We start from the raw sequence: 18,382 nt of genomic DNA, 5'->3' as shown, positions 1-18,382 counted from the left end.
GAGCGACAACCATGGGCCACGCCTTGGAGCGCGACCTGATTGGACAGGCCCCGTTCGGTGAGAGCGGGAACCCCCCTGTCCACGACCGGTGCCGGAACACCGGTCCACCCGGTGGGGACCCTCGCCGCGTCCCGGTTGGTTGCCGGGGTGGTGCGGTTTTGGACCGAGCGTCGCCGATCGTGGTCCATTCCGGGCCCCCGCACAAGGGGGTTCGTTACTGGCTAGTAACGGGTGGATAACCACGTCATGGCGGGGTGGGGCCGAACGGGCACGGAGGGTACGTTCGCGTGGCGAGGAATGTCGGCAGATTGCCGGAAGAATACGGACAGAATCGCAGGTTCGATTTACTGCAAGTAACAGCGGCCGCGATTACCAAGTTTTGGTAAAGCGCGGCCGCCTTTTGTCACCCTGCTGCCAAATCGTCGGACGATCCGGCGCACCGGACGGGACTAGAACAGGACCCGCGCCAGGGCCTGCCGGGCCGCCGTGACCCGCGGGTCGTCGGCGCCGATCACCTCGAAGAGCTCCAGGAGCCGCAGCCGCGCCGCGTCCCGGTCCTCGCCGACCGTGCGGCGCACGGTCTCGACGAGACGCCCGAAGGCGTCCTGTACATGACCGCCCACCAGATCGAGGTCGGCGGCGGCGATCTGCGCGGTCACGTCGGCCGGACCGTCGGCGGCGGCCTTGCGCACCGCGGCCGGGTCGAGGTCCTGCACCCGGGCGAGGAGTTCGGCCTGGGCCAGACCGAGCTTGGCCTCCGGGTTGGCCGGGTCGTCGGCGAGCACGTTCTTGTACGCCTGGACGGCTCCGGCCAGATCACCGACGTCGAGCGCGGACATGGCCGCTTCGAGGAGCACGTCGTAGGGGCCGACGGGCTGCGCGGCCGCGGCCGCTCCGCCGTCGGGGCCCTCGCCGTCGGCGTCGACGACGATGCCGGTCAGACCGAAGCGCTCCTCGCCGACCTGGATCAGCTGGTCGAGGGTCTCGCGGATCTGGGCCTCGGGCACGGCGCCCTGGAAGAGCGGCAGCGCCTGACCGGCGACCACCGCGAAAACGGCCGGAATTCCCTGGATGCCGAACTGCTGCATCAGCATCTGGTTGGCGTCGACGTCGATCTTCGCGAGCAGGAAGCGGCCGTTGTACTCGACGGCGAGCCGCTCCAGGAGCGGGCTCAGCTGCTTGCAGGGCTCGCACCACTCGGCCCAGAAGTCGAGGACGACCGGGACCTCGGCGGAGCGCTGGAGCACATCGCGCTCGAATCCCGCCTCGTCGACGTCGATCACCAGGGCGGACGGGGGCACGGCGGCGGGGCCACCCTGCCGGGCGGCTGCGGCGCGCGTCTGCTCCGCCTTCGCCTTGGCCTCTCCGGCCGCCTTCACCGCGGCGAGGTCGACGACGCCGCTCATGGACATGTTTCGGGGCTGCATACGTACATCCTCCCCCTTCCGCGCGCGTAACCGGTAAGCCATGGCTGAACCGTGCCGTCCGCACGTCTCCCGCCGGTGTGCGAGACGTGGGGCGACACGGTTCCTCGTCTTCGGTTCGCACCGGGTCCCCACCCGGTGCGGTGCACCGGGTCCCCACCCGGTGCCGTGGTTGTCGCTCAGGCCGCTCAATGCCTTTCGCTACAGGTCGTAGCGTAACTCTCCCGGGTGAGCCGAGGGGAGGGCGCGGGCCGGATCCGCACGGTGAACTGCCTCACACGCCGCCCCTCTGGCGCACTACCTACCGGCGGGTATGGTCGACGTCCATGTGTAGCCGCACCAACCGCAGCAGCCGTACCGGACGCCCCCGCTCCACCGAGGCCGACACGGCCATCCTTGAGGCGACCCGCGCGGCCCTGGTAGAGCTGGGTTGGTCCAAGCTCACGATGGGGGACGTGGCCGGCAGGGCCGGGGTGGCCAAGACGACCCTGTACCGCCGCTGGGCCAACAAGAGCGAGCTCGTGGTCGACGCCGTCGCCGTCCTCTTCGATGAACTCGAACTGCCCGACCTGGGTTCCCTCCAGGCCGACATCGAGAACGTCGTCCTCCAGTTCGCCGCCCTCCTCGAACGCCCCGAGACCAAGACCGCCCTGATGGCGGTGGTGGCCGAGTCGACCCGCGACGAGCCGCTGCGCGAACGCATACGGGCCTCGATCGTCGACCGGCAGAAGCGGCTCGTCCTGGAGGGCCGGATGCGGGCACAGCGGCGCGGTGAACTCCCGGCGGACCGGGACCCGGTCGCGGTGGACGCCACCGACGACCTGATCTTCGACGTGATCGCGGGCGCCGTGGTGCACCGCGCGCTGGTGAGCGCGGAGCCGGTCGACGAACCGTGGGTGGCGCGGCTCTCGGCGCTCCTGGTGGGCGGTCTGGGAGCGGCGTCGGCCGCCGGCGGCTGAGACACGCACGGGTCAGGGGCGGTACGGGAGTTCCCGTGCCGCCCCTGACGCGTGACGCGCGACATGGCCGGCGCGCGAGGCGGGGAGACGGGTCAGAAGCCCGGGGGCTCCGTGTAGACGCCCCACTCGTCCCGCAGCGCGTTGCAGATCTCGCCGAGGGTGGCCTCGGCGCGGACGGCGTCCAGCATCGGGGCGATCATGTTCGAGCCGTCGCGGGCGGCCGCCAGCATGGCGTCGATCGAGGCGCGGACCTCGGCGTCGTCGCGGCGCTCCTTGCGCTCGCCGAGGACCCGGACCTGCTCCCACTCGACCTCGTGGCTGACCCGGAGGATCTCCAGGTCGCCGGTGACGGAGCCGTGGTGGACGTTGACGCCGACGACCCGCTTGTCGCCCTTCTCCAGGGACCGCTGGTACTGGAAGGCGGACTCGGCGATCTCGCCGGTGAACCAGCCGTCCTCGATGCCGCGCAGGATGCCGGAGGTGATCGGCCCGATCGGGTGCCGACCGTCCGGGTGGGCACGGCGGCCGCGCTCCTTGATCTGGTCGAAGATCTTCTCGGCGTCGGCCTCGATGCGGTCGGTGAGCTGCTCGACGTACCAGGAGCCGCCCAGCGGGTCGGCGACGTTGGCGACGCCGGTCTCCTCCATCAGCACCTGCTGGGTGCGGAGCGCGATCTCGGCGGCCTGCTCGCTGGGGAGCGCGAGGGTCTCGTCGAGGGCGTTGGTGTGGAGGGAGTTGGTGCCGCCGAGGACGGCGGAGAGGGCCTCCACGGCGGTCCGCACGACGTTGTTGTACGGCTGCTGGGCGGTGAGGGAGACACCGGCGGTCTGGGTGTGGAAGCGGAGCCACTGGGCCTTGTCGGTCGTGGCGCCGTACACCTCCTTCATCCAGCGCGCCCAGATCCGGCGGGCGGCGCGGAACTTGGCGATCTCCTCGAAGAAGTCGAGGTGGGCGTCGAAGAAGAAGGACAGACCGGGGGCGAAGACGTCCACGTCGAGGCCGCGGCTGAGGCCGAGCTCCACGTAGCCGAAGCCGTCGGCGAGGGTGTACGCGAGCTCCTGCGCGGCCGTCGCCCCGGCCTCGCGGATGTGGTAGCCGGAGACGGAGAGCGGCTTGTACGCGGGGATGCCCTGCGCGCAGTGCTCCATCAGGTCGCCGATGAGACGCAGATGGGGCTCGGGCTCGAAGAGCCACTCCTTCTGCGCGATGTACTCCTTGAAGATGTCGGTCTGGAGCGTGCCGTTGAGCACGGCCGGGTCGGCTCCCTGTCGCTCGGCGGCGACCAGGTACATGCAGAAGACGGGCACGGCGGGGCCGGAGATCGTCATCGAGGTGGTGACGTCGCCGAGCGGGATGTCCTTGAAGAGGACCTCCATGTCGGCGGCGGAGTCGATGGCGACACCGCAGTGGCCGACCTCACCGAGGGCGCGGGGGTCGTCGGAGTCGCGGCCCATGAGGGTGGGCATGTCGAAGGCGACGGAGAGGCCGCCGCCGCCGGCGGCCAGGATCATCTTGTAGCGCTCGTTGGTCTGCTCGGCGTTGCCGAAGCCGGCGAACTGGCGGATGGTCCACGTCCGGCCCCGGTAGCCGGTCGCGTGGAGCCCCCGGGTGTACGGGTACTCGCCGGGCCAGCCGATGCGTTCGAAGCCCTCGTAGGTGTCTCCGGGGCGGGGCCCGTAGACGGGCTCGACTGCGTCGCCGGAGAGCGTGGTGAAGTCGGCCTCCCGCTTGCGGGCCTTGTCGTAACGGGCCTGCCAGCGACGGCGGCCTTCCTCGATGGCGTCAGCGTCCATGCCTTCAAATTTACTAGGACGTCCTAGTAAGTGTCGACGGGAAACCCCCGCACATCAGTGCGGGGGTCCGTGTCAGGCCTTGACCGGCTCCGGTCGCGCGCCGCCGATCAGCGGCAGCGTCTCGGCGACGACCTTGCGCTCGACGAAGAACGCGGCGAAGGGGATGGTGCCCGAGACCAGGACCCAGAGCAGCTTCCCGAACGGCCAGCGGGCCTTGGAGCCCAGGTCGAAGGCGAAGACGAGGTAGATGATGTAGAGGACACCGTGGGCCTGGGAGACCGCGAAGGTCACGTCCTCGCCCATGTCGAACCCGTACTTGAAGACCATGCAGGTGCACAGCACGAGCAGCATGACGGCGGTGATGTACGCCATGACGCGGTAACGGGTCAGCACGCTGGATTTCATGCCGTCGAGCGTAACGGCACGTTCCGGGCGATCTTCGCGCGGGTCGGCCCTCGCCGTGCGGGCGCCTATTTCTCCTCGAAGTCGTCCGCCGCGACCCGCAGCGGACGCAGCATCGCGAAGATCTCGGCGCACTCCTCCGCGTCGTACGCGCCGAGCCCGAACTCCATCTCCATCAGGTCGCGGGTGGCCGCCTCGACCACCTCGCGGCCCTTCTCGGTGATGGAGGCGAGGGTTCCGCGGCCGTCGTTCGGGTTCGGCCGCTTGTCGACGAGACCGGACCTCACGAGCCGGTCCACCGTGTTCGTCACGGACGTGGGGTGGACCATCAGCCGCTCGCCGATCTTGGACATCGGCAGCTCGCCGGCCTTCGAGAAGGTGAGCAGCACCAGGGCCTCGTACCGCGCGAAGGTCAGCCCGTACGGCTTCACGACGGCGTCGACCTCCGCGAGGAGGATCTGGTGGGCGCGCATGATCGAGGTGATCGCGGCCATCGAGGGGACCGGGCCCCAGCGCTTCTGCCAGAGTTCGTCGGCGCGGGCGATGGGGTCGAAGGGGAGACTGAGCGGCTTCGGCACGCCTCGACCCTACCGACTGGTCATATGCCGGTCAGCCCCGTCTCGCCTTTCGGTCCCCGACCGCTCCGGGCCGCCCCTGTCGCCCCGGCCGCCCGCAGCTCGGCGGCGGCCACGAGGAGGCAGACCGTACCGAGGACGCCCGTACCCGCGACGACCGCGTGCACGGGGGCGAACTCGGCGGCGATCCCGGCCCCCGCCATGCCGACGCCCTGGACGGTCATCATGCCCGCGGTCATCAGGGTCATGGCCCTCCCCCGCTGCTCCTCGGGGACGGCGGCGACGAACCAGGCGTCGAGACCGAGGGTGTACGCCCCGGTGGCGCCCGCCAGGAAGAGGGCGGCGGCCGCGAGGGGCACGCCGGGCTCGGGGGCGTACAGCAGATAGGGCAGGACGCCGGTCACGGCAAGCGGCAGCACGATGCGGGAGCGGGTGGCCGGGCCGAGGAAGGACCCGGCGAACAGCTCGCCCGCGATGGTGCCGACGGGCAGCGCGCACATGAGGAGGCCGAGCGCGGCGGTGGAGACGCCGATCTGATCGGCGTACGGGGCGGCGAGCGCCTCGGGGACGACGGCGAAGAGCGGCGGCACCCAGAACATCAGCATCAGGGCCCGCACCCGCCGGTTCCGCAGCACCGCCCAGGTACCGGACAGCCCGCTGTCCGCGGATCCGGACGCCCGGGCGGGGCGGCGGACGGTGCCGAGCCTGAGCAGCAGCGCCGAGACGAGGAAGGTGATGGCGGTGACGGCGAGCGCACCGCGCGGCGGGACGACGGTGAGCAGCACGCCGCCGACGGCGAAGCCGGTGAGGAGGGCGCTCTGGGAGACGATCCGCAGCAGGGAGCGGCCGAGGACGAAGAGGTCGCCCTCGCCGAGGATGTCGGCGAGGGTCGCCATGCGGGTGCCGTTGAAGACGGGCGAGACGACGGCGATGGCGCACCGCAGCGCGAGCAGGAAGGCGACGGGGGTGGCGGGGACGACCATGAGCGCGACGCAGCCGGCGCAGAAGAGGTCGCAGACGACGAGGATGCGGCGGGGCGGGAACCGGTCGGTGAGCCCGGCCAGCAGGGTGCCGCCGACGAGGTACGGGAGGAAACCGAGGGCGAAGGTGAGGGAGGAGAGGAGCGGGGAGCGGGTGAGGTCGTAGACGAGCACGGTGAGCGCGAGCTCGCTGACGACGACTCCGAGCAGCGAGAACAGATGCGCCACGAAGACGACCCGGAACTCCCGCACCCGGAAGACGGCCCGGTATCCGTGGCCGGCGAGGGAGGGGGCGGGGCCGGGCAGGGGCGGGGGCGCGGGGGTGGTCGGCTCCGGTCCGGTCCCGGGCAGCGCGGTGGTGGGGTCGTCGTGCTTCGGCATGGCACGCAGCGTGCCGTCGGCGGCGGGATGAGCCCTAGACTTTCGGGCTCAGACGAATCTTCCCTTCCGGCCAGGAGGGCCTGTGCCGTACCACCTGCGTTTCGGCGAGGCCGACCCGCTGCGGATCCGGTTCGCGATCTCCCCTCTCTGGGAGACCCACTCCGCCGTGCGGGTCCTCGCCCGGCCCGGCAAACAGGGCTACCACCTGCCGTGGATGCGGCGGATCGCGTCCGCCGCGCGGGAGCTCGACCTCGGGCCGCTGCATCTGCTGATGCCGCTGCACGGGCACAGTCCGGACTTCCTCTATCCGCCGCCGCTGGGGCCCGCCGCCGCGTTCGAGGACGAGATCGCCGCGGTCCGGGAGACCGATCCGGCGCTGGTCCTGGACGACTTCGAGCGGGCGCTCGCGGACACCCCGGGGGCGGCCGGGACGGCCGAGGGGCGGCGGCTGCTCGCGGATCCCGCCGGGGCGGTGCTGCGGCTCGCGGAGCTGCTCCGGGCCGCGTGGGAGGCGCTGATCGCCCCGGACTGGCCACGACTGCGGGCGCTCCTGGAGGCGGACGTGGCGTACCACTCGCGGCGGCTCGCGGAGGGAGGGCTCGAACGGCTCCTGGACGAACTGCATCCGGCCTTCGCGTGGGACGCGGGGACGGCCACGCTCGAGGTCGCGTACCACGGTGAGCACATCCGTCCGCTGGACGGGCAGGGGCTCGTCCTGATGCCGTCGGTGTTCACCTGGCCGGACGTGGTGAGCGGTTTCGATCCGCCGTGGCAGCCGACGGTGGTCTATCCGGCCCGCGGGATCGGCGGGCTGTGGTCCGAGTCCGGGGACCGTACGCCGGAGGCCCTCGGGCGACTCCTCGGCCCGGTGCGGGCGGACGTCCTGTGCGCGCTCGCCGAGCCGATGGGGACGACGGCGCTCTCCCATCTCCTCGGCCGGGCCCCCTCCACCGTCTCCGCGCACCTCGCGGTGCTGCGGGACGCGGGGCTGCTGACCTCGCGGCGGTACGGCCACCAGGTGCTGTACGAGCGGACCCCGCTGGGGATCGCGGTGTCACAGCCCGGAACCGGCTGACCGACATGCCACGATGGCCCGGATTGTCCCGTCGTCCGTACGAAGCGCCGTGCTCGCCGTACCCGACCCTGGGGGCCGGATGTCCCGCCGCACCGTCACCGCCGTCGCCCTGGCCCTCGTCTCCGCGCTGCTCCTGACCGGGTGCGGCGAGGACGAGCCCCACGAGGGCCCCGTCGGTCCGCCGTCCACGCGCGGGGAGACCGTGGCCCCCGCGAGCGGCTCGCCGTTCTGGGTCGACCCGGACAGCGATGCGGCCCGGCAGGTGCGTCAGTACGAGGCGCAGGGCAGGACCGAGGACGCGAGGATCCTGAAGCGGATCGCGGACCGCCCGGTCGCGGACTGGCCGGCCGGGGACGATCCGGTGCCGGAGATCAGCCGCGCGGTACGGGGAGCCGCGGCGGAGAACCGTACGGCCGTGTTCGTCGCGTACAACATCCCGCACCGCGACTGCGGTATGTACTCGGCGGGCGGTTCCCACGACGCGCAGGCCTACCGGACCTGGATCGACTCCTTCGCGTCCGCGCTCGGGGACTCCTCGGCGATCGTCGTCCTGGAGCCGGACGCGGTGCCGCACATCGTGGACGGCTGCACCCCGGCCCAGTACCACGACGAGCGGTACCGGCTGCTCGCCGAGGCGATCGACCGGTTCAAGCGGCAGCCCCGTACGCGGGTCTACCTGGACGCGGGCAACCCGGCCTGGATCGACGACCCGCGCAAGCTGGCGGAGCCGATGCGCCGGGCGGGCGTGGCCCGCGCGGACGGCTTCGCGCTGAACGTGTCCAACTTCGAGACCAACGACACGGTGAGGGCCTTCGGCGCGAGGCTGTCGGAGCTGCTCGGCGGCACCCACTTCGCCGTGGACACCAGCCGCAACGGCGACGGCCCCCTCCCGGGCGACCGGGCCGAGGCCTGGTGCAATCCGCCCGGCCGGGCCCTCGGCGTACCGCCGACGGACCGGACCGGGGACGAGCTGGTCGACGCGTATCTGTGGATCAAGCGCCCCGGCGACTCGGACGGCCAGTGCCGGGGCGGCCCGGCCGCCGGTACGTGGTGGCCGGACTACGCCCTGGGCCTGGCGCGCAGGGCGAAGGGCTAGCCCGGCCGGGGGCCGCTCACCGGGGGTCGGTCGCCGACCTGGATCCACTTCGCCTCGGACGGGATGCCGTTCTCGTCGGTGACGAAGAGCATGTACCAGCCGGGCGGTACGAGGGTCCGGTCCTCCGGTACGTCCACGGTGACCGTCGTCCCGTTCTGGCTCCTCGTCAGGCCGACTTCCACCGAGCGCTGTTCGACGTCGGTGGTGTGGGTGACGGCGCTGGGCCGCATGAGCCGGGCCCTGACGATCCGGCCGGCGTCCTTCGTCTTGAAGGTGGCGCGGCCGTTCTGGTCGAGCTCCTGCGGGCCCTCTCCCAGGACGGGCCGGTCGGCACCGGCTTTGTGGAGGTAGGGCGGGGTGAAGACCTCGACGCGCTGCTCGAAGGTGCCGAGCCTGGTGTTGTCCTTGTCGCCGAAGAGCGGGTCGGATCCGAAGGTGGCGACCCGGCCGTCGGGCAGCAGCAGCGCCTCGGAGTGGTAGTTGCGGCCGACGGTGGGTGCGGCTGCGGCGGTGAAGGCGTTGCTCCTCGGGTCGTAGAACTGCGCCTTGAGGATGTCGCTGCCGCCGCGGCCCCGGTAGTCCTCGGAGCCGCCGGTGGTGAAGACGGTGTCGTCGGGCAGCAGGACGCTGCTGAGGTAGCGGGTGCCCTGCGGGAGCGCCGGCCCGTCGGTGAAGACGGGGCTGTCCTCGGACACGTCGATGATCGAGGTGCGGGCGGTCGACCTGGACGACTCGCCGACCCCGCCGCCGCCGAGGACCATGACCTTCTGGTTCTGCGCGGGGGGCAGGATCAGGGAGGCGGAGGTCTCCAGCTGGTCGGGGTCGGTGAGCCCGCCGAGCTTGGTGAAGGAGTTCTTCCTCAGGTCCCACAGGCCCGGTGCGCGGCCCTTCTCGGCGGGGCCGTATCCGGCGTTGGAACCGGTGTAGAGGAGCTTGCCGCCCTGGGTGAGGAAGAGGGAGGGGTAGGTGGGGAAGTAGCGGAAGGGCCCCTTGGACCACGTCTTGGTCTCGGGGTCGTAGATCTCGTTGTCGCCGGGTACGACGTCTCCGACGTCGTTGAGTCCGGAGACGGCGAGGACCTTGCCGTCTCCGAGGGTGACGAGCGTGGGGTACCAGCGGGCGTCCTTCATGGGGGCGACCGGGATGTACTTCTCGGCCTTCGGGTCGAACTCGTAGGCGCCCTTGATGCCCTGGAAGTCCTGCTTCTCGGTGGTGAGCTTCTGCGCGAGGCCGTAGACGTCGTCGGCGGCGTCGCCCTTGAGGCCGACGACCTCGTACTGCGCGGCCTCGGTGGTGAGCGCCTGCGGGCCCTCCTTGCGGGCCTCGACGAAGACCCGGACCTCCGCGGCGGTGACCTTGGTCTTCCACGGCTTCATCCGGCCGCTCTCGGAGTACGAGATCTCGAATTCGCGCTTGGCCTTGGGGACGGTGACGTCGGACTTGGAGACGTACTCGACCCCGGACGGCGACCGGAAGACGGTGCCCTTCTTGAGGGTGATCGCCCTGTCGGGACTCTCGTTCTTGACCCGCATACCGCCGCCGGCCTTCTTGACCTCGCCGTCGAGGATCTCGTACCGCGCGGTGCCGCCGGCGACGAGGAGACGGCCGTCCGGAAGCTGGGTGTGGCCGGAGCAGAAGAAGTCCACGGGGGTGGGGATCTTCTTGAAGGTGTTCCTGACGGGGTCCCAGAGGATGGTCTCGAAGGTCCCCGCGTCGAAGTTCTTCTGGCTGTTGCCCGAGCCGGCGATCAGCAGCACCTTGCCGGTGTGCAGCAGGGCGGCGTGGATGGCGTTGATCCGGTACTGGCCGGGGACCGCGACCTCGGCCCAGGAGCCGAACCGCCGCTGGTAGCCGGGCTGGGCGATCTTGTACGCGTGGTACTTCTCCTCGGCGAAGGAGACGGCGGCGGGGGCGTTGAGCGCCGCGAGGACCAGGACCGCCGCGCTGCCGAGCAGGGTCTTCTTGAACTTCTTCGACGGTCGGTGGGCCATGGCTCAGTTCCCTCCCGTCGTCGTGGGGGCGGGGGTGACGGGCGCGGTCGGCGGCGGGGCGGCGGCCGCCGTGACGACCTCGCCCCCTTCGCGGGCGCCGGCGGGACCGCGGGCCCGGACGCGGGCACGGGCGAGCGCGCGGACGCGCCGCGCGCGCCGTCTCCCGAGGGCCGTGCACGCCCAGAGGGTGATCGGGGCGAGCGCGATGACCAGGGCGAGGAGTGCCCAGGTGCGCATGGCCACGTGGGTGTGTCCGAAGTGGACGGAGGCGGCGAGCGAGACGATGAGGACCACCGCCCAGAAGAGGTGGATACGGAAGGTCAGGATCCGGTCGGGGCTGGCCTCGCCGCCCTTGGGCGTGACGACGAAACGGCCGCGGGTGCGGAGGATCGCCGAGCCGAGGGACGTGAGGTAGATCGGGGCGGAGACCGCGGACATCGCCATGCCGGCGAGTCCGCCGGAGCCCTCGGGTTCGTGGGGCGAGACGTTGTGCCGCCGGTTCCAGAGGTAGAGGCCGATCTGGAGGGCGACGGCGTCGCTGTAGATCATCAGCCACACCGAGGTGGAGACCTGGGTGCCGGAGGCGCCGAACCAGAGGTACAGGACGCCGCTGAGGATGCCGAGGAGCCAGTTGACCGCGGTCATCGGGTAGTAGACGAGCATCAGGGTGTAGTTGAGGAAGCGGCCCGGAGGGGTGCGGAAGGGTGCTTTCCAGTACTGCTTGACGATCGTCTCGTACGTGCCCCGGGACCAGCGGAGCTGCTGGGCGAAGAAGTCCGTCCAGGAGGCCGGGCCCTCGCCGACGGCGAGGACGTCGGGGGTGTAGACGGAGCGCCAGTAGCGGCCGGTGCGCGGGTTCTTCCTGCGGTGCAGTTCGAAGCCGGTGGCCATGTCCTCGGTGATCGAGTCGTACAGGCCGCCGATCTGCTGGAGGGCGGAGATCCGGACGACGTTGTTCGTGCCGACGAACATGGGCGCGTGGTAGCGGTTCCCGGCGCGCTGGATGAGGGCGTGGAAGAGGAACTGCTGGGACTCGGCGGCCTTGGTGACGATGTCGGTGTAGTTGCCGTACACCTGCGGTCCGACGACGAAGGCGATGTCGGGGTCCCGGAAGTAGCCGAGCATCCGCTCCAGGAAGTCGGGGAGCGGGACGTGGTCGGTGTCGACGGAGGCGAAGTAGTCGTACGCGTCGCCGTGCACGGCGAGCCAGGCGTTGTAGTTGCCGTGCTTGGTCCTCGCCTTGTGGACCCCCTTCCTGCGGTTCCACTCGGGGACGCCGGCCCGGGTGAAGTGGTGTACGCCCAGTTCGGCGCAGAGCGCCCTGGCCTCTGCGGAGTCGCCCTCGTCGAGGAGCCAGACGTCGAGGAGGCCGTCGTGCCGCAGCCGGGTGGCGCCCTCCAGGGTGCCGCGGACCATGGCGAGCGGCTCCTTGCCCGGGACGTGGGTGGTGAGGAAGGCGACGCGGGTGCCCTTCTCGGCGTACACGGGTATCGGGTCGCGGGCGACCATGGTGGCGTGGGCGATCGCCGTGACGTTCACCAGCATGAAGAGGCAGATGAGCCCGATCGACACGAGCATCACGGTGTCGAGGTGGACGAGGAGGCGGTCGCCGCCTTCTCGGACGGTCCGGTGGCCGGGCCAGACGAGGTAGGCGAGGAGCAGCGCCGAGAGGACCGGCGCGAGGCTCATCAGGAGGACGGCCCGTATTCGGTGCGGCTCCTTCGAGAGGAGACTGCGGTACTGCACCGTGTAGGTCTCGGGGTCCGGTTCCGTGAGCGGGCCGGCGAGTCGGCTGTAGGTGTCGTAGTCGTAGGCTCCCGGCCGCACGGTGCCTCCAGCTGTCGTCGAACAGGTCGATACCCCAACGAAAGGGGCAAACGTTCGGTGTGTCGACTGGAGTAGTCCGAGTGGGTTGGTCTAGCGCGTACGGCCGCTCTGCCGCCGGAGCGTGTACGTGACGGCCTTTCGGGCGACCGGGTTCAGCTCCTCCACAGCGGCCATCAGGGCACCCAGCTGCTCCAGGGCCGCGAAGGCCGCCTCCGCGCCCGCCGGGTCGACGCCCTCGTACAGTTCGAGGCCGACGAAGGAGGCGCCGACCGCGCGGGCGAGCCCGGCGGGGTCGGTGAACTCGGCGAGCGGGGTCCCCGCCAGGACCCGGACGAGCACCTGCTCGATTTCGGTGATCCACAGGTCGAGACCGGCTGCCGTGGCCGGCACCAGCCGGGGGTGGGCCTGCGCGCCGGCGAGCAGCTGCCCGAGGAAGGCGACATGACCGGCCTCCCGCTCCTCCTCGTGCAGCTCGCGCCCGAAGGCGAGCAGCTCGGTGAGGCTGCCGACCTGGGCGAGCCGCTCGCGGTGCCGGGCGACCCGCTGCTCGGCGCCGTGCCGGCAGGCCTCGGCGAGCAGTTCGTCGACGGACCCGAAGTGATAGAAGACGAGGGCCTGGTTCACACCCGCGGTGGCCGCGATGGCGCGGGCGGAGGCCTTGGTGATGCCCTGCTCGACGAGGGTCCGCAGGGCGCCCGCGAGCAGCTTCTCCCGGGTCTCCTGGCTGCGCGCGTCCTGCGCCCGGGACTCCCCCGTCCTCCGGTCCTTCACTTCCCCGCTCATGCCCGTACCTCCTCGCGCACCGGGCGCAGCCCCGCGCGCACCCCCCGGGATCGTAGGTCCATGTACTCGGCCGCGAACGAACCCTCGTAGCCGAAGACGGGACCGACGTACCTGTTGTCCACCCGGACCTTGATGCGGAAGCGGCCGGTGCGCTCGTCGAAGGACTCGCGCACCTCGGCCCGGCCGCCGATCAGTTCGGGGACGCGCACGTCCAACGGACCCTCGCGGAAGCGGTGTTCGCCGGAGCGGATGAGGAGCGAGCCGTCCGGCTCGGCGGACATGTGCAGATCGCTGGCGAGGTGCTGGTGGGTGCCGAGGTAATCGAGGACGCAGTCCCGCTCGGGGCTGTGGACCATGGTGGCGTCGAAGCGCCGGGGCCCGCCGGGCAGGGCGAAGGTCCGGACGAAGGTGACGGTCTCACGCCCGTACGAGTCCGTGTACGGCACGTTCTCGATGGTGAAGGGCACGTCGCGGCCGGTGCGGGGCAGCAGGATGTTCCGCAGCCCGCCGATCGCGAGGAACGGCTTCACCAGGGCCCGGCCGTGCCAGATCCGGTCCATGACACCCCGGCCGACGCACAGCTCTCCGCTCGCGAGCCCGACGGAGAAGCGCCGCTGGAGCTCGGGGTGCAGGCGCTCGAAGGCCGCGTCTCCCATGGCCGTACGGAAGATCGAGGTCACGACTGCTCCAGGGCGGGCTCGGGTGCGGGCTTCGGGGCGGGCTCCCCGGTCGCCTCCAGGGTCGCGAGGAGACGGGGCTCCCGCGTGCGGGCGGGCGGGGTGCGCAGACAGCGCCGGGCGGCGGGCGTACGCGGCGAGGGCGGTACGAGCGTGGCGAGGGCGAGCCCGAGGACGGTGAGCGGCACGGCGCCGGGCGAGAGCGGCCCGAGCGGCAGCGAGGCGAGCGTCGGGGGCACGGCCACGAGGAGGACGCGGGCGGCGAGTTCGAGGAGCCAGTGGACGAGCGCGCGCTCGGGGGTGACGCCCCGCTCGCACCAGAGCCGCAGCCGGTCGAAGGACCAGGCGGTGGCCCAGCCCATGAGGGGCCGGAAGACGAGCCGGTCGGCGAGGCGGCCGAGACGGCCCCAGCGCGGCCGGTAGTCGTAGCCGGTGAGGAAGCGGACGCCGTCCGGGGTGGGGATGTAGCGCCAGTAGCCGCTGCCCTCGGCGAGGAGCGAGAGCGGGTGCGGCGAGGCGAACCGGAGTGCGGAGACCCGGTCGCCGCCGGCCCGGTGGCGCTCCCCCGCGGAGACACCGGTGCCGGCGACGACCAGGAAGGGCAGGACGCGTGTCGCGTACCGGAAGTGCCGGGGTTCGCCCTCGGCACGCGGGAGGTACGCGATCTCCGTGAACCGCAGGTCCCACCGCTGATGGCGGCCGGGTTCCTGCGTGCGCTCCCAGAGCGTCTCCAGGTCCGCGCGGACCTGTGTCTCGATGTAGAGGCCCATGGGGTTGCTCTCCCGGCTCGTACGGCGTTTTGAGCGACTGCTCAAAACTGCCCCCGGGCTGAAGGTAGCCGATTTTGAGCAGTCGCTCAAGACGGATCCTCCGGCACGACGAAGCCCCCGGTCCCGAACCGGGACCAGGGGCTTTCTCGCATACGGAGGAGGGCGGGGCCTCAGCCCTCCAGGTACCGCTCCACCGTGGCGACCTTGCTGTGCAGACCGTCCGTGACACCGGGACGGATGTCGACCTTCATGACCACCGAGACGCGCGGGGCCCGCGCCTCCACGGCGGCGACCGCGCGCTTCACGACGTCCATGACCTGGTCCCAGTCGTCGCCCTCGACGGAGGTGAACATCGCGTCGGTGCGATGGGGGAGGCCGGACTCGCGGACGACCCGGACGGCGTCGGCGACGTACTCGCCGACCTCCTCCCCCACGCCCAGCGGGGTGACCGAGAACGCGACGATCACGCCTTCACCGCGCCTTCGGCGGCCGCGGCGCGGGCGCGGGAGGCGATGACCGCGTTCTCGGCCTCGCGCTTGAGCCTGCGCTCGGCGTAGAAGCCGCCCAGGGGCAGCACGGAGAGGACGAAGTAGAGGGCGGCGGTCCCGAAGCTCCACTTGGTCCGGTTCCAGGCGTCCAGCCAGAACAGGACGTAGAGGACGAACAGCACGCCGTGGATCGCGCCCATGACCGGCACCGCGTTGAAGTCCGTCGTCCGCTTCAGCACCGAGCAGACCAGCAGGAGCAGGAACGAGACGGCCTCCGGCGCGGAGACGAGCCGGAGTCGGTGGAGGGAGGAAGCGGTCTTGATGTCCACGGAGGGGGTCACCTTCGTTCGATCTTGTGAACGGATGCACAAGGGCCCGTCCATTGTGCACGCCGACTTTGCTGTCTCTTTATCCGGGTCCCCAGTACCTTCAGCGGGTGGCAACGTTCCGACTCCAAGGCAGCAAGGTGCTCGCCGTCTCCATGACCGGCGACGCCGTCAAGGCGAAGAACGGCTCGATGGTCGCCTACGACGGCCAGATGGCGTTCAAGAAGATGAGCGGCGGCGGTGAGGGCCTGCGCGGCATGGTCACCCGTCGGCTCACGGGTGAGCAGATGGAGGTGATGGAGGTACGCGGCCAGGGGACCTGCTGGTTCGCCGACCGGGCCTCCGAGATCAACCTCGTCTCGCTCCACGGCGACAAGCTCTGGGTCGAGGCGAGCAATCTGCTCTGCACCGACGCGGGGCTGCGCACGGGCACCACCTTCACGGGCCTGCGCGGCGGGGCCACCGGCAACGGCCTCTTCACCACGACCGTCGAGGGCACCGGCCAGGCCGCGATCATGTCCGACGGTCCCGCGGTGGTGCTGCGGGTGACCCCGCAGTACCCGCTCCAGGTCGACCCCGGCGCGTACATCGCGCACCAGGGCAACCTCCAGCAGCACTTCCAGTCCGGTGTGACCTTCCGCACCTTCATGGGCGAGGGCGGCGGCGAGGCCTTCCAGATCCGCTTCGAGGGGGACGGCCTCGTGTACGTCCAGCCGAGCGAGCGGAACACGATCGGGGGCGACGTCTGATGCCGTTCCGCGAGATCAACTCGAAGATGGTCGAGGCGACCGTCATCCCCGGACAGCGGATGTTCAGCCAGCGCGGCGCGATGCTCGCGTACCGCGGCGACGTCACTTTCACGCCGAACACGGCGGGCGGTCAGGGCGGCGTGATGTCGATGATCGGCCGCCGGGTGGCCGGCGAGGCGACGCCGCTGATGACCGTCGAGGGCAACGGCACGGTGATGTTCGGGCACGGCGGTCACCACATCCAGGTGATCGGACTGACCGGCGACACCCTGTACGTGGAGGCCGACCGGCTCCTCGCCTTCGACGGCACCCTGGAGCAGGGCACCATGTTCATGGGCTCGCAGGGCGGGGTGATGGGCATGGTCCGCGGCCAGGTGACCGGCCAGGGCCTCTTCACCACCACCCTGAAGGGCCACGGCGCGGTGGCCGTCATGGCGCACGGCGGCGTCATCGAGCTGCCGATCACCCCGGGCCGCCCGGTCCATGTGGACCCGCAGGCGTACGTGGCCCACCACGGCGACGTACGGAACAAGCTCTCCACCGCGCTCGGCTGGCGCGACATGGTGGGGCGCGGCTCGGGCGAGGCGTTCCAGCTGGAGCTGAGCGGCAGTGGTGCGGTGTACGTGCAGGCCTCGGAGGAAAAGCTGTGACCGGTCCCGTGATCCACGACCCGATGACCCTGCCGTCGGACGACAACGTGAACGCGTACACCTTCTGCGTGGAGCTCAAGGGCTCCCAGTGGTTCCTGCAGAAGGGCAAGATGATCGCCTACTACGGGCGGATCGAGTTCAACGGCATCGGGCACGGGCGGCTGGACCGTCTGGTCCGGACGTCGTTCCACTCGCCGCTGCACGCGAGCGACTGGGTGGTGGCCGAGGGCAGCGGGAAGATGCTGCTGGCGGACCGGGCCTTCGACGTGAACTCGTTCGACCTGGACGAGGGCAATCTGACGATCCGTTCCGGCAATCTGCTCGCCTACCAGCCGACGCTCGCGCTGAAGCAGTCGATCGTGCCGGGCTTCGTGACGCTGATCGGCACGGGCAAGTTCGTGGCCGCCTCGAACGGCCCGGTGGTCTTCATGGAGCCGCCGATGCGGGTGGACCCGCAGGCTCTGGTCGGCTGGGCGGACTGCCCGTCGCCGTGCCACCACTACGACCACGGCTACATGACGGGTGTGATGGGCGGCGTCCGCGCGCTGACGGGCATCGGCGGCACCTCGGGCGAGGAGCACCAGTTCGAGTTCGTGGGGGCGGGCACGGTCCTCCTGCAGTCGACGGAGATCCTGATGGCGGACCGCGCGATCGGCGGCCCACCGGCCCAGCCGGGTGTACCCGGCGGTCACGGATCGCCCGGTTCCGGCCAGTCTGTGCAAGGCTCGGTACCGCGCCTTCCCGGCCAGCTCGGCGACCTCCAGCGTCGCTTCGGTCTGTGAGCGGTAGTCTGCGGAGGGTGACGTCTTCGAACGCACGCTCCCAGACTTCGTCAAGTATTCAACTTCTTAGGTAGAATCCATATATGGAGACCGAGACCGCCACCCCGTGGCTCACCGACGCCGAGCAGTGTGCGTGGCGCACATTCCTGGACGTCCAGAGGATGCTGACGTACCAGCTGGAGCGGGACCTCCAGCCCTTCGGACTGACGATGAACGACTACGAGATCCTCGTGAACCTCTCGGAGTCGGCCGAACGGCGGCTGCGCATGAGCGATCTGGCCGCGGCCACGCTCCAGTCGAAGAGCCGGCTCTCGCACCAGATCACCCGCATGGAGAACGCCGGACTCGTCCGGCGCGAGAACTGCGAGTCCGACCGCCGCGGACTGTACGCCGTACTGACCGACGCGGGCATGGAGACCATGCACAAGGTCGCCCCGCACCACGTCGAGTCGGTGCGCAAGCACTTCATCGACCAGATCGGCCCGGGCGCGCTCGGCGACCTGCGCGAGTCCCTGAAGCCGGTCGCGGACCAGTTGCGCGGCCGGCGCGGCAAGCCGTAGCGGCGGCCGCGGCCCGCCGACCTGACGGATTCGGCGGACCTGACGGAGAAGGGCCCCACCGGTCGTCCCGGTGGGGCCCTTCTCCGTACCCGCG

The 18,382-nt window shown here is 71.0% G+C and carries 19 protein-coding genes; 7 read left to right on the top strand and 12 right to left on the bottom strand.

All coding sequences use genetic code 11. The features are described 5' to 3' along the window. Positions 1–449: 449 nt before the first annotated feature. Positions 450–1,427, bottom strand: a complete 978-nt coding sequence (locus IF00_RS0123725) for a tetratricopeptide repeat protein (RefSeq protein WP_030321180.1) — start codon at positions 1,425–1,427, stop codon at positions 450–452. Positions 1,428–1,750: 323 nt separating this feature from the next. Between IF00_RS0123725 and IF00_RS0123720 the strand changes: the two genes are divergently transcribed. Beyond that, complete coding sequence (locus IF00_RS0123720; protein WP_030321178.1) at positions 1,751–2,383, top strand: TetR/AcrR family transcriptional regulator; 633 nt, start codon at positions 1,751–1,753, stop codon at positions 2,381–2,383. Positions 2,384–2,475: 92 nt separating this feature from the next. Here the strand turns inward: IF00_RS0123720 and icmA are convergent, their stop codons facing one another. The 4 genes from icmA to IF00_RS0123700 all read right to left on the bottom strand — a co-directional run bounded on the left by icmA (position 2,476) and on the right by IF00_RS0123700 (position 6,514). Next, positions 2,476–4,176, bottom strand: coding sequence for a coenzyme B12-dependent isobutyryl-CoA mutase large subunit (gene icmA, locus IF00_RS0123715; protein WP_030321176.1), 1,701 nt, complete (start codon positions 4,174–4,176; stop codon positions 2,476–2,478). A 72-nt stretch (positions 4,177–4,248) separates the two neighbouring features. Beyond that, positions 4,249–4,581 (bottom strand): DUF3817 domain-containing protein, encoded by a 333-nt coding sequence (locus IF00_RS0123710; protein ID WP_030321174.1) that lies wholly within the window; start codon positions 4,579–4,581, stop codon positions 4,249–4,251. A 65-nt stretch (positions 4,582–4,646) separates the two neighbouring features. Next, a complete protein-coding gene (locus IF00_RS0123705) occupies positions 4,647–5,156 on the bottom strand; it encodes a MarR family winged helix-turn-helix transcriptional regulator (protein ID WP_030321172.1) in 510 nt (169 codons plus the stop codon). A 20-nt stretch (positions 5,157–5,176) separates the two neighbouring features. After that, positions 5,177–6,514 carry an MFS transporter gene (locus tag IF00_RS0123700; RefSeq protein ID WP_078944821.1) on the bottom strand — a complete coding sequence of 446 codons (1,338 nt, stop codon included), beginning with the start codon at positions 6,512–6,514 and terminating at the stop codon, positions 5,177–5,179. Positions 6,515–6,596: 82 nt separating this feature from the next. Here IF00_RS0123700 and IF00_RS0123695 point away from each other — a divergent pair, with 82 nt between their 5' ends. Continuing rightward, complete coding sequence (locus IF00_RS0123695; RefSeq protein WP_030321169.1) at positions 6,597–7,589, top strand: ArsR/SmtB family transcription factor; 993 nt, start codon at positions 6,597–6,599, stop codon at positions 7,587–7,589. Between the two features lie 79 nt (positions 7,590–7,668). Then, positions 7,669–8,685, top strand: a complete 1,017-nt coding sequence (locus IF00_RS0123690) for a glycoside hydrolase family 6 protein (protein ID WP_030321166.1) — start codon at positions 7,669–7,671, stop codon at positions 8,683–8,685. On the opposite strand, the gene glxA is transcribed toward IF00_RS0123690, so the two are convergent. The 7 genes from glxA to IF00_RS0123655 form a co-directional block, all read right to left on the bottom strand. Further along, positions 8,682–10,676 (bottom strand): radical copper oxidase GlxA, encoded by a 1,995-nt coding sequence (gene glxA / locus IF00_RS0123685; protein WP_030321164.1) that lies wholly within the window; start codon positions 10,674–10,676, stop codon positions 8,682–8,684. The two genes, IF00_RS0123690 and glxA, sit on opposite strands and share 4 nt — an antisense overlap. Positions 10,677–10,679: 3 nt before the next feature. Continuing rightward, positions 10,680–12,503, bottom strand: coding sequence for a glycosyltransferase family 2 protein (locus IF00_RS0123680; protein WP_030321162.1), 1,824 nt, complete (start codon positions 12,501–12,503; stop codon positions 10,680–10,682). A 90-nt stretch (positions 12,504–12,593) separates the two neighbouring features. Beyond that, entirely contained in the window at positions 12,594–13,286 is a 693-nt protein-coding gene (locus IF00_RS0123675; protein WP_030321160.1) for a TetR/AcrR family transcriptional regulator, read from the bottom strand. Next, positions 13,283–13,966: a DUF4166 domain-containing protein gene (locus IF00_RS0123670; protein WP_030321158.1), complete on the bottom strand. Its 684-nt coding sequence runs from the start codon at positions 13,964–13,966 to the stop codon at positions 13,283–13,285. Before IF00_RS0123670 ends, IF00_RS0123675 begins: the two co-directional genes overlap by 4 nt. Then, positions 13,963–14,733, bottom strand: a complete 771-nt coding sequence (locus IF00_RS0123665; protein ID WP_030321152.1) for a hypothetical protein — start codon at positions 14,731–14,733, stop codon at positions 13,963–13,965. The genes IF00_RS0123670 and IF00_RS0123665 overlap by 4 nt, the downstream gene beginning before the upstream one ends. 170 nt (positions 14,734–14,903) lie before the next feature. Next, positions 14,904–15,200, bottom strand: a complete 297-nt coding sequence (locus IF00_RS0123660; RefSeq protein ID WP_030321151.1) for an MTH1187 family thiamine-binding protein — start codon at positions 15,198–15,200, stop codon at positions 14,904–14,906. Continuing rightward, entirely contained in the window at positions 15,197–15,550 is a 354-nt protein-coding gene (locus tag IF00_RS0123655) for a DUF3817 domain-containing protein (RefSeq protein WP_030321150.1), read from the bottom strand. The genes IF00_RS0123660 and IF00_RS0123655 overlap by 4 nt, the downstream gene beginning before the upstream one ends. A 107-nt stretch (positions 15,551–15,657) precedes the next feature. On the opposite strand from IF00_RS0123655, the gene IF00_RS0123650 reads away from it, so the two are divergent. The 4 genes from IF00_RS0123650 to IF00_RS0123635 all read left to right on the top strand — a co-directional run bounded on the left by IF00_RS0123650 (position 15,658) and on the right by IF00_RS0123635 (position 18,288). After that, positions 15,658–16,296: an AIM24 family protein gene (locus tag IF00_RS0123650; protein ID WP_030321149.1), complete on the top strand. Its 639-nt coding sequence runs from the start codon at positions 15,658–15,660 to the stop codon at positions 16,294–16,296. Then, positions 16,296–16,946 carry an AIM24 family protein gene (locus IF00_RS0123645; RefSeq protein ID WP_030321147.1) on the top strand — a complete coding sequence of 217 codons (651 nt, stop codon included), beginning with the start codon at positions 16,296–16,298 and terminating at the stop codon, positions 16,944–16,946. The genes IF00_RS0123650 and IF00_RS0123645 overlap by 1 nt, the downstream gene beginning before the upstream one ends. A 23-nt stretch (positions 16,947–16,969) precedes the next feature. Further along, a complete protein-coding gene (locus IF00_RS0123640) occupies positions 16,970–17,728 on the top strand; it encodes an AIM24 family protein (RefSeq protein WP_388306623.1) in 759 nt (252 codons plus the stop codon). A gap of 83 nt (positions 17,729–17,811) precedes the next feature. Beyond that, the gene (locus tag IF00_RS0123635) at positions 17,812–18,288 is read left to right on the top strand and encodes a MarR family winged helix-turn-helix transcriptional regulator (protein WP_030321138.1); all 477 of its coding nucleotides are present in this window, start codon (positions 17,812–17,814) and stop codon (positions 18,286–18,288) included. The last annotated feature ends 94 nt before the right edge of the window (positions 18,289–18,382 follow it).

The organism is Streptomyces flavochromogenes, from assembly GCF_000717595.1.
In the GTDB taxonomy this organism is placed as follows: Bacteria; Actinomycetota; Actinomycetes; order Streptomycetales; family Streptomycetaceae; genus Streptomyces; species Streptomyces flavochromogenes.
The sequence above is the reverse complement of the archived record's forward strand: the minus strand, read 5'-3'. Positions and strand labels throughout refer to the sequence as shown.

Excerpts from the sequence above, each read along its gene's own strand:
- IF00_RS0123725 (WP_030321180.1), bottom strand. The coding sequence starts at position 1,427 with ATGCAGCCCCGAAACATGTCCATGAGCGGCGTCGTCGACCTCGCCGCG.
- IF00_RS0123720 (WP_030321178.1), top strand. The coding sequence starts at position 1,751 with ATGTGTAGCCGCACCAACCGCAGCAGCCGTACCGGACGCCCCCGCTCC.
- icmA (WP_030321176.1), bottom strand. The coding sequence starts at position 4,176 with ATGGACGCTGACGCCATCGAGGAAGGCCGCCGTCGCTGGCAGGCCCGT.
- IF00_RS0123710 (WP_030321174.1), bottom strand. The coding sequence starts at position 4,581 with ATGAAATCCAGCGTGCTGACCCGTTACCGCGTCATGGCGTACATCACC.
- IF00_RS0123700 (WP_078944821.1), bottom strand. The coding sequence starts at position 6,514 with ATGCCGAAGCACGACGACCCCACCACCGCGCTGCCCGGGACCGGACCG.
- IF00_RS0123690 (WP_030321166.1), top strand. The coding sequence starts at position 7,669 with ATGTCCCGCCGCACCGTCACCGCCGTCGCCCTGGCCCTCGTCTCCGCG.
- glxA (WP_030321164.1), bottom strand. The coding sequence starts at position 10,676 with ATGGCCCACCGACCGTCGAAGAAGTTCAAGAAGACCCTGCTCGGCAGC.
- IF00_RS0123675 (WP_030321160.1), bottom strand. The coding sequence starts at position 13,286 with ATGAGCGGGGAAGTGAAGGACCGGAGGACGGGGGAGTCCCGGGCGCAG.
- IF00_RS0123665 (WP_030321152.1), bottom strand. The coding sequence starts at position 14,733 with ATGGGCCTCTACATCGAGACACAGGTCCGCGCGGACCTGGAGACGCTC.
- IF00_RS0123645 (WP_030321147.1), top strand. The coding sequence starts at position 16,296 with ATGCCGTTCCGCGAGATCAACTCGAAGATGGTCGAGGCGACCGTCATC.
- IF00_RS0123640 (WP_388306623.1), top strand. The coding sequence starts at position 16,970 with ATGACCCTGCCGTCGGACGACAACGTGAACGCGTACACCTTCTGCGTG.
- IF00_RS0123635 (WP_030321138.1), top strand. The coding sequence starts at position 17,812 with ATGGAGACCGAGACCGCCACCCCGTGGCTCACCGACGCCGAGCAGTGT.